Source organism: Paracoccus sp. SCN 68-21 (assembly GCF_001724535.1).
GTDB classification, from domain to species: domain Bacteria; phylum Pseudomonadota; class Alphaproteobacteria; order Rhodobacterales; family Rhodobacteraceae; genus Paracoccus; species Paracoccus hibiscisoli.
In genome coordinates this window covers 1-9,404 of the sequence record NZ_MEES01000046.1, presented here as the reverse complement: position 1 = coordinate 9,404, position 9,404 = coordinate 1, and the positions used below count along the sequence as shown (strand labels likewise).

The window sequence follows — 9,404 nt, the reverse complement described above, 5'->3', positions numbered from 1 at the left end:
GAGCCCGAGCTGATCGAGCACGATTCCGACTATGACGGCGATGCGCCGTCCGAGGCCGAGGTGCGCGGCCGCATCAGCGACGCGATCCGCTCCAGCGCGGCGAAATCGTCGGTCCTCAAGGCCGTCGCGTCGCGCCTGGCCCGCGACGGCGCGCCCGCGGCCCTGCCGCCCGAGGAGGAGCCCGCCGATCCGCGCCCCTTCGGCGCCGAGACGCAGCGCCAGATCGTCGCCCCCGCCCGCCGCCCCGAACCGTCGCGCAGCGCGCGTGCCGAGGCGGAACCGGCCCTGCGCTTTGAGGAGGGCGGCCCGGCCTATGAGCGCCCGCCGCTGGCGCTGCTGTCGGCGCCGTCAGACAGCGACGTGGTGCCCGTGTCCCACGAGGCGCTGATGGAGAACGCCCGCATGCTGGAGGCGGTGCTGGATGATTATGGCGTCAAGGGCCAGATCACCGAGGTCCGCCCCGGCCCGGTCGTGACGCTGTACGAACTGGAACCCGCGCCGGGCCTGAAGGCCAGCCGCGTGATCGGGCTGTCCGACGACATCGCCCGGTCGATGTCGGCCCTGTCCGCCCGCGTCAGCACCGTCCCCGGCCGCACAGTCATCGGGATCGAGCTGCCCAATGCGAAACGCGAAAAGGTCCTGCTGCGCGAGATTTTCGCCTCCCGCGCCTTCGGGGACGGCACGCAGCCGCTGCCCCTGGCCCTGGGCAAGGATATCGGCGGCGATCCGGTCGTGGCGAACCTGGCCAAGATGCCCCATCTGCTGATCGCGGGCACCACCGGGTCGGGCAAGTCGGTCGCGATCAACACGATGATCCTGTCGCTGCTGTATAAACTGACGCCGGACGAATGCCGGCTGATCATGATCGACCCCAAGATGCTGGAACTGTCGGTCTATGACGGCATCCCGCACCTTTTGTCCCCGGTCGTCACCGACCCCAAGAAGGCCGTGGTGGCGCTGAAATGGGTCGTGGGCGAGATGGAGGACCGCTATCGCAAGATGTCCAAGATGGGCGTGCGCAACATCGAAGGATACAACGGCCGCGTCACCGAGGCCCTGCGCAAGGGCGAAATGTTCAAGCGCACCGTCCAGACCGGGTTCGACGAGGATACCGGCGACGCGATCTGGGAAACCGAGGAATTCCAGCCCGAGACCTTCCCCTATATCGTCGTGGTCGTCGACGAGATGGCCGACCTGATGATGGTCGCCGGCAAGGAGATCGAGGCCTGCATCCAGCGCCTGGCGCAGATGGCGCGGGCATCGGGCATCCACCTGATCATGGCGACGCAGCGCCCCTCGGTCGATGTCATCACCGGCACGATCAAGGCGAACTTTCCCACGCGGGTCAGCTTTCAGGTCACGTCCAAGATCGACAGCCGCACCATCCTGGGTGAGCAGGGGGCCGAGCAGCTGCTGGGCCAGGGCGACATGCTGTACATGGGCAACGGCGCGCGCATCACCCGCATCCACGGCCCCTTTGTCAGCGACGAGGAGGTCGAGGAGGTGGTGACGCATCTGAAATCCTTTGGGCCGCCCAGCTACAAGTCGGGCGTGGTCGAGGGGGTCGAGGATGACAAGGCCGACGATATCGACGCCGTGCTGGGCCTGGGCGGCGGCGATGGCGGCGATGACGCGCTGTATGATCAGGCCGTCATGATCGTGGCCAAGGACCGCAAGTGTTCCACCAGCTACATCCAGCGCAAGCTGGCCATCGGCTATAACAAGGCCGCGCGCCTAGTCGAGCAGATGGAGGAGCAGGGCGTCGTGTCCAGCGCCAACCATGTCGGCAAGCGCGAGGTGCTGGTCCCCGAGGTCTGACCCCGCGGACCCGAGGAGAGAGCCATGCCGATCTGGCAGTTGCACATGCTGAACGCGCGCAGCGCGCTGACCCTGATCATGGCCGAGATCCGCGCCCATGCGCGCGAGATGGTGGCCGCGGTCGAGGCGCATCTGGACCTGCCGCGGTTCGATCTGGTGGTGCGGGCGGGCGACGGGGTGATCCCCGAATGGGGCATCGCGGGCCATGCGCCCGCCCCCGGCATCATCGAGATCACGCTGGACCCCGCACGCGTCGCGCCCGAGCATTTCCGCCGCACCCTGGTCCATGAGATGCACCATCTGGCGCGATGGGATGGGCCCGGATACGGGCGGTCCCTGGGCGAGGCGCTGGTCAGCGAGGGGCTGGCGGGACATTTCGTGCTGCAGGTGCTGGGCGGGGCGCCCGACCCCTGGGATGCGACGCGGCCCGGATCGGGGTCGCTGAAGCAGGCCGGGACCCTGTGGGCGCGGCGCGATTACGACCATGGCGAATGGTTCATGGGGCGCGGACGGATGCGGAAATGGACCGGCTATGGGCTGGGGCACCGCCTGGTGGCCGAGCATCTGGCCGAGGCCGAGGGGCGGTCTGCCGCGTCGCTGGTCGCGGAGCCCGCGGATGCGTTCCGCCCGGCGCTGCGGCGGTTGCTGGCGATCGAGGGCGTGGAGGAGCCTGAGGAGCCCGCCCCAGAGTCAGAGGCCGAGGCGCCTGACGGGGATGCGGCGCAGGATGCGTCCCGCGACGCCGGGGGGCAGGCCCCCCGGACCCCCGAGGGCGCGCCTGACGCCGGGACGGATCAGACGTCTTAGCGGCGCGGTGGTCCGGATAGGGCGAAGGCGATGCCAAGGACCAGCCCGGCAAGCCCGCCGCCCAGATGGGCCTGCCAGGCGATCGCGGGCATCAGCAGCGTTAGCACGATGTTCAGCCCCAGGATCAGCGCGGTGGCGCGGATCAGCGGCGCCATGGAGCGGTGGCGGCGGTGCAGGTTGATCGCGGCATGGCCGACCAGCGCGCCGGCCAGGCCGAAGACCGCCCCCGAGGCGCCGACCATCGGGCCCGCGGTGGGCTCCATCCAGGCGAAGACGGCACCGGCCACGATCTGGCTGACCAGATAGGTCAGCGCCATGCGCCCCGAGCCGATCATGCGGACCAGTTCGCGCCCTACCGCCGCCAGCGAGATCATGTTCATCGCCAGATGCAGCACCCCGCCATGCAGCAGGCCATAGGTCAAGAACATCGCCACGCCCTGACCGGGATAGAGCCCCGCGGCCCCGGTCATCAGCGGCGGCCAGAACCCGCCCAGCATCACCCCCGCCACGCGGGCCGAGCCCAGGCCCAGCATCGGGCCGGCCCAGGTCAGCGCCTCGATCAGGCAGCAGGCGACGACCATCCCGCGCAGCCACAGCGGCAGCGGCGCAGGCCCCCGGTCGGCGCGGGCCACCTGCGGAAAGGCGACCGGGCGGCCGGGATCGGTCATGGGCGGGTGTCAGTCATCGGCGCGGATCTGGCGGGCCTCGTCGATCAACATGATCGGGATGCCGGAGCGGATCGGAAAGGCCAGCCCTGCCGCGTGGGACACCAGCTCTTGTGCGGCGGCGTCATAGCGCAGGGTGGTGTGCGTCACCGGGCAGACCAGCGCCTCCAGCATGTGGCGGTCGTAGGGGGCATCGGTCATTGCAGACGTTCCTCGTTCTCGCCGCCATGCAGGGCGAATTCGATCAGGCCGACCAGCAGTTCGCGGCGGTCCGACAGGGTGGGGGATTCCAGCAGCGCCTGCTTGTCGCCGGGGCCGAAGGGCAGCATCATCGACAGCGAGTTGATCAGCAGCTCATCCTCGGCCTCGGCGGCGGCGTCCCAATCGGTCGACAGCTCCTGCGTCTGCATGTAGCGGTCCAACAGTGAGAACAGCGCCTTGCGGTCCAGGCCCGGGTCCTGCTCGGGGCCGCCCAGATCGCGGGCAAAGGACGACCAGTCCACCCGCGCCTGCAGATAGGGGGCAAAGCCCTCCTCGACCTCCTGCAGGCGGAAGCGCGACACGGCCCCAAGCGAGATCATCATCCGCCCGTCGCCGGTCTCGGAAAACGCCACCACGCGGCCCGCGCAGCCGATGGCTGACAGGCCGTCGCCCTCGGGCTGGATCATGCCGATCAGGCGGTGGTCGGTCTTGAGCGTATCATCCAGCATCTGCAGATAGCGCGGCTCGAACAGGTGCAGCGGCAGGCGGGCGCGCGGCATCAGCACGGCGCCCGGCAGCGGGAACAGGGGGATGCGGTCGGGCAGGTCGAAACGCAGCACCATCGGTCAGGCGAAGATCAGCGAGGACAGGCGGCGGCGGCCCTTCTGCCCGACCGGATCGGTGGGCTTGAGGCTGTCGAAGATGGTCAGCAGCTGCGCCTTGGCGGCGCCCTCGTTCCAGTCGCGGTCGCGGCGGAAGCTGTCCAGCAGAACGTCGATGGCGGCCTCCAGCTGGCCGTCGGCATGCAGGGCCTGGGCGTATTCCAGACGCGCCTGCTGATCGGCGGGGTCGGCCCCGACCCGGGCGGCCAGATCGTCCAGGGGACCGGCGCTGGCGGCCTGCTGGGCCAGGGCCAGCTGAGCGCGGGCGGCCTCAATGGGGCCGGCATGGGTCAAGGCAGGGGGGACCTGGGTCAGGGTGGAGGCGGCCGCAGCCGGATCGCCCGCCGCCAGATGGGCGCGGATCAGGCCGCCCCAGGCCTCGGGGCTGTCGGGCAGCTCTCCGATGATGGCGGTGAAGGTCTCGACGGCGTCGGCGGCCTCGTTGTCCTCGATCATCTGCTCGGCGGCGGCCAGCGCGTCCGCCAGGCCCCCGTCATCGCCGGACAGGGCGGCCAGCTTGTCGACGAACTGCTTGATCTGGCTGGCGGGCAGCGCGCCCTGGAAGGCATCGACCGGCTGGCCCTTGTAGAAGGCATAGACCGTCGGGATCGACTGCACCCGCAGCTGACCGGCGATCATCTGGTTCTGGTCCACGTCGATCTTGGCCATGCGGATGCGGCCCTTGTGGCGGGCGACCTCGGCCTCCAGCGCGGGGCCAAGGGTCTTGCACGGCCCGCACCAGGGCGCCCAGAAATCGACGATGACGGGCACCTCCATCGAGGCTTCGACAACCTCGGCCATGAAGGTCGCCTCGGTCACGTCCTTGATGAAGTCGTCGGTCTTGGGCGTCTGCGCCCCGTCGAAAAGCATGGTCATGGCGTCCCCGTGGGTCGAAAGCGTTGGCCCCAATATGGGGCAGGCATCCGGCCAGCGAAAGGGCCGATCATGTCACAGATCAAAGCTGGCCAGCACCGGGACATGGTCGCTTGGCTGGTCCCAGCCCCGCACCGGGCGCAGGATGCGGCTGGAATGGGCGGCGCCCGCGATGTCGCGGCTGGCCCAGATGTGATCCAGGCGGCGGCCCTTGTCGGCGGCGTCCCAATCCTTGGCGCGATAGCTCCACCAGCTGTAGAGCAGCCCCTGGGGGATGTCCTGGCGCGTCACGTCGACCCAGTCCCCGGCATCCTGGGCGGCCAGCAGATGATCGACCTCGATGGGGGTGTGGCTGACGATCTTCAGCAGCTGCTTGTGCGACCAGACGTCATCCTCGCGCGGGGCGATGTTCAGGTCGCCCACCAGGATCGACCGGGCCGGGCGGTCGGCATGGAAGACGTCGCGCATCTCGGTCAGGAAATCCAGCTTTTGCCCGAATTTCAGGTTCTGCTCTCGATCGGGTATGTCGCCGCCCGCAGGCACATACATGTTGTGGATCACCACCCCGTTGGGCAGCCGCGCCGACACGTGCCGCGCATGGCCCAGGGCGGCATAGTCGCGGTCGCCCGCATCCTCCAGCGGCAGGCGCGACAGGATGGCCACGCCGTTATACCCCTTTTGCCCCCGCGCGACGATATGGGTGTATCCCAGTTCGGCAAAGCGGGTCAGGGGGATCTTGTCCACCGGCGACTTGCATTCCTGCAGGCACAGGATGTCGGGGCACTCCTCCTCCAGGAACCGGGCGACCAGCCCCTCGCGCAGGCGGACAGAGTTGATGTTCCAGGTGGCGATGGTGAACATGGGGGCGCTCCTTTTTCGGCGCGGACCCTAGCGGCGCGGGCCGGGGGTGTCGAGACGCGCGGCGCAGGCTTGTCATATCCCGGATGCGCGTTATGCATGAGGGACCGCAGGAGGGCCGTGATGAAGCTGACCATCGACGAGGCGCTGACGCGCGGCGGCACCGGCCGGTTCCAGTGGCGGCTCTTGGGCATCTTTGGGTTGGTCTGGGCGGCGGATGCGATGCAGGTCATCGCGGTGGGCTTTGCCGCGCCCTCGGTCGCGGCGACGTTCGGGGTGGACCGGGTGACGGCGCTGCAGATCGGGACGGTGTTCTTTCTGGGCATGTTCCTGGGCGCATTCGGGTTCGGGCGCCTGGCCGATCGCATCGGGCGCAAATGGGTGCTGGTGGGGACCGTCGCGATGGATGCGGTCTTTGGGCTGGCATCGGTCATGGCGGGCGATTTCACGGTGTTGCTGGTCCTGCGCTTTCTGACCGGGGTTGCGGTCGGCGGCACGCTGCCCGTCGATTACGCGATGATGGCCGAATTCCTGCCGCCCAAGAACCGGGGTCGCTGGCTGGTCTGGCTGGAGGGCTTCTGGGCGGTCGGCACGATCATCGTGGCCCTGACCGCATGGGCGGCGGCCAGCTGGGGCGCCGCAGCGCCCTGGCGGTGGATCTTTCTGGTCGCGGCCCTGCCCGCGCTGATCGGGTTCTTCCTGCGCTTCTGGATCCCCGAAAGCCCGATGTATCTGGTCCGCAAGGGCCGCCAGGCCGAGGCCCGCGCCGTCATCGACCAGGTGCTGCGCGTGAACGGTGCAGCCCCTCTGCCGCCCGCGGCCCATCTGCGCCCTGCCCCTGTCCCCGAGGGGGCCGCGCGCTCGATCATGGACGGGCCGCTGCGCCGCGCCACCATCGGCATCCTGGCGGTGTGGTTTCTGGTGTCGCTGTCCTATTACGGGGTGTTCGTCTGGGTGCCCGGGCAGCTGGCGACCGAGGGGTTCGGCTTTGTCCGCGGTTACGGGTTCCTGGTGATCCTGGCGCTGGCGCAGGTGCCGGGATACGCGCTGGCGGCCTGGGGGGTCGAGGCCTGGGGCCGCCGCCTCACGCTGGCGGGGTTCCTGATCCTGTCGGCGGCGGGCTGCGGGCTGTTCGCCTTTGCGACCAGCGGGGCGGTGGTCGCGGCGGCGCTGATCGTGATGAGCTTTGCGCTGCTGGGGACCTGGGGCGCGCTCTATGCCTTCACGCCCGAGCTGTATCCGACGCATCTGCGCGGCACCGGCATGGGCACGGCCAGCGCCATGGCGCGGTTGGGCGGCATTCTGGCGCCCAGCCTGCTAGCCGTCGTGTTCGCGCGTGGCTTCGGCCTGGCCATCGGCAGCTTTGCCGTGCTGCTGGTCCTGGCCGCGGCGGCGCTGACGCTGATCCGAATCGAGACGCGCGACCGCGCCATCGGCTGAGCGCGGAACAACGGGCGCGCCCGCCCGTTCCCCTGCCACATCAAGGAAAGGACAGATCATGGGCCAACTGGTCGACGGCGTCTGGAAGGACGAATGGTATGACACCGACAGCACCGGCGGCGCGTTCAAGCGCGACGAATCGAAATTCCGCAACTGGGTGACCGCAGACGGCAGCGCCGGACCCACCGGGACGGGCGGGTTCAAGGCCGAAAGCGGGCGCTATCACCTCTATGTCAGCCATGCCTGCCCCTGGGCGCATCGCGCGCTGATCTTTCGGGCGCTGAAGGGGCTGGAGGATCACATCGAGGTTTCGGCCGTGCATCCCGACATGCTGAAGGACGGGTGGGAATTTCGCACCGATTTCGACGGCGCCACCGGCGACCGCCAGTTCGGCTTTGCTTACCTGCGCGAGGTCTATCTGAAGGCGAAACCCGATGCCTCGGGCCGGGTCACGGTGCCGGTCCTGTGGGACCGCCAGACCGGCCAGATTGTGTCGAACGAAAGCGCGGACATCATCCGCATGTTCAACTCGGCCTTTGACGGGGTGACCGGGAACACCGACGATTACTGGCCCGAAGCGCTGCACGACCGCATCGCCCCGGTCAACGACCGCATCTATGACACGGTCAACAACGGCGTCTACAAGGCGGGCTTTGCCACCAGCCAAGAGGCCTATGACAAGGCCGTGCACCCGCTGTTCGACAGCCTGGACTGGATCGAGGGCCTGTTGACGGACAACCGCTATCTGACCGGCGACCGCATCACCGAGGCCGACTGGCGGCTGTTCACCACCGTCCTGCGATTCGACGCGGTCTATCACACGCATTTCAAGTGCAACCGCCGCCGGATCATCGACTATCCGAACCTGTGGGCCTGGGCGCGCGAGCTGTATCAATGGCCGGGCGTGGCGGAGACCGTGCATCCCGACCACTTCATCCGGCACTATTACTACAGCCACGACACGGTGAACCCGCATCGCATCGTGCCCATCGGTCCCGATATCGACTGGTCCGAGCCGCACGGGCGCGGCTGAACTGTCGCAGATAAATCGATTGGCTGAGTGGGTGCCGCCGCAAGTCGAATGACGCGTGGTGATTGACCGGCGGTTATCCGGGCGTGTCCGTGACGGTCAGTGCGCCCGGACGATGCTGCGATGAATCTGTTTGTCGGTCTGGACGTGTCGGGTCGGATGACGAGCGTTTACGTGATGGACATGAACGGCAAGGCCCTGAAAGAGGCGAAGGTTGAGAGCGAGCCGCAGGCCATCGCCCCCTGCTTGGCTCGCTTGCCGGACATTATCGTTGGGTGGGGTTGGAGGCGGGCCAATTCCCAGTGGCCCAGCAGTGGTCTGGCCGCAGCAGGCTATCCCATCATCTGCGTCCAGACGCGGCACAGGAAGGTCGGCTCCGTCACGCGGCCCCAACTTGAGGCTTGGGTGATCGATCTGAGCAAGGAACGGCCGAATTCGGCGATAACAATCGTGATGGTTGCTGGAGGTCCGGCGCCTCCGTCGGGGGCAGTATCAACGCCTGCACAAGGCAATGGAACGGCTGGCCGCATCCGATGGCATTTGCCGCCTGCTCATGACCGTATCGGGGATGGGCCCGCCGATTTCACTCACCATCAGGGCAGGCATACAAGAGGCAGCCCGCTTCAGTCGATCACGACCCGTCCCGCCCATTTCGGTCTGATACCGGCGCGCTATCAACCTGGTGGACGGGACCGCGGGCGGGGCATCTCTAAGTGTGGAGACTCTGGGGCTAGATGGGCCTTGGCCGAGGCACCAGCCGTCATTCTGCGCCAAAATCACCACTGGAGGCCTGGGGCATGGCCCTTGGCAGGTACCGTGGCCCAGCCAAAGCGATGGTCGCAGTGACCCGGCATCTTGCGAGGATTCTGCATTGGGCGTGGATCGACAATGCAAAGTATCGCTGGCAGGCGCAGTCCGCCTGATCCACCTGTTCTATCCCGGATGATCACATAGACCCTCGCCGGACCGCGCTCTTCGTGGCAAGATCGATCCTGGGCGAGCTTCGGGACGGGAGGCGAGGATGCTGATTTCTCTTCACAAGCAGGCAGC

Annotated in this window: 10 protein-coding genes; 5 read left to right on the top strand and 5 right to left on the bottom strand. The window is 68.1% G+C overall.

The features are described from left to right. Together ABS73_RS12220 and ABS73_RS12215 are read left to right on the top strand one after the other, a co-directional pair. The coding region (locus tag ABS73_RS12220; RefSeq protein WP_286693472.1) for a DNA translocase FtsK at nt 1-1,818 on the top strand (1,818 nt) is incomplete at its 5' end. 24 nt (nt 1,819-1,842) lie between these two features. After that, nucleotides 1,843-2,625 (top strand): DUF2268 domain-containing putative Zn-dependent protease, encoded by a 783-nt coding sequence (locus ABS73_RS12215; RefSeq protein WP_277018130.1) that lies wholly within the window; start codon nt 1,843-1,845, stop codon nt 2,623-2,625. On the opposite strand, the gene ABS73_RS12210 is transcribed toward ABS73_RS12215, so the two are convergent. From ABS73_RS12210 to ABS73_RS12190, 5 genes are all read right to left on the bottom strand, one after another. After that, complete coding sequence (locus tag ABS73_RS12210) at nt 2,622-3,293, bottom strand: rhomboid family intramembrane serine protease (protein ID WP_277018129.1); 672 nt, start codon at nt 3,291-3,293, stop codon at nt 2,622-2,624. The genes ABS73_RS12215 and ABS73_RS12210 overlap by 4 nt on opposite strands. A gap of 9 nt (nt 3,294-3,302) precedes the next feature. Continuing rightward, nucleotides 3,303-3,491 (bottom strand): Trm112 family protein, encoded by a 189-nt coding sequence (locus ABS73_RS12205; RefSeq protein WP_136856203.1) that lies wholly within the window; start codon nt 3,489-3,491, stop codon nt 3,303-3,305. Then, nucleotides 3,488-4,114 (bottom strand): LON peptidase substrate-binding domain-containing protein, encoded by a 627-nt coding sequence (locus tag ABS73_RS12200; protein WP_136856204.1) that lies wholly within the window; start codon nt 4,112-4,114, stop codon nt 3,488-3,490. Before ABS73_RS12200 ends, ABS73_RS12205 begins: the two co-directional genes overlap by 4 nt. Nucleotides 4,115-4,117: 3 nt before the next feature. After that, nucleotides 4,118-5,023: a tetratricopeptide repeat protein gene (locus ABS73_RS12195; protein ID WP_423805146.1), complete on the bottom strand. Its 906-nt coding sequence runs from the start codon at nt 5,021-5,023 to the stop codon at nt 4,118-4,120. 78 nt (nt 5,024-5,101) lie between these two features. Then, nucleotides 5,102-5,887: an exodeoxyribonuclease III gene (locus ABS73_RS12190; RefSeq protein WP_277018125.1), complete on the bottom strand. Its 786-nt coding sequence runs from the start codon at nt 5,885-5,887 to the stop codon at nt 5,102-5,104. Between the two features lie 120 nt (nt 5,888-6,007). On the opposite strand from ABS73_RS12190, the gene ABS73_RS12185 reads away from it, so the two are divergent. The 3 genes from ABS73_RS12185 (at nt 6,008) to ABS73_RS16775 (ending at nt 9,200) form a co-directional block, all read left to right on the top strand. After that, a complete protein-coding gene (locus tag ABS73_RS12185; protein ID WP_277018123.1) occupies nt 6,008-7,324 on the top strand; it encodes an MFS transporter in 1,317 nt (438 codons plus the stop codon). Nucleotides 7,325-7,382: 58 nt separating this feature from the next. Next, entirely contained in the window at nt 7,383-8,357 is a 975-nt protein-coding gene (locus ABS73_RS12180) for a glutathione S-transferase family protein (RefSeq protein WP_277018122.1), read from the top strand. Nucleotides 8,358-8,477: 120 nt separating this feature from the next. Beyond that, a complete protein-coding gene (locus ABS73_RS16775; protein WP_353743333.1) occupies nt 8,478-9,200 on the top strand; it encodes a transposase in 723 nt (240 codons plus the stop codon). Nucleotides 9,201-9,404 lie beyond the last annotated feature (204 nt).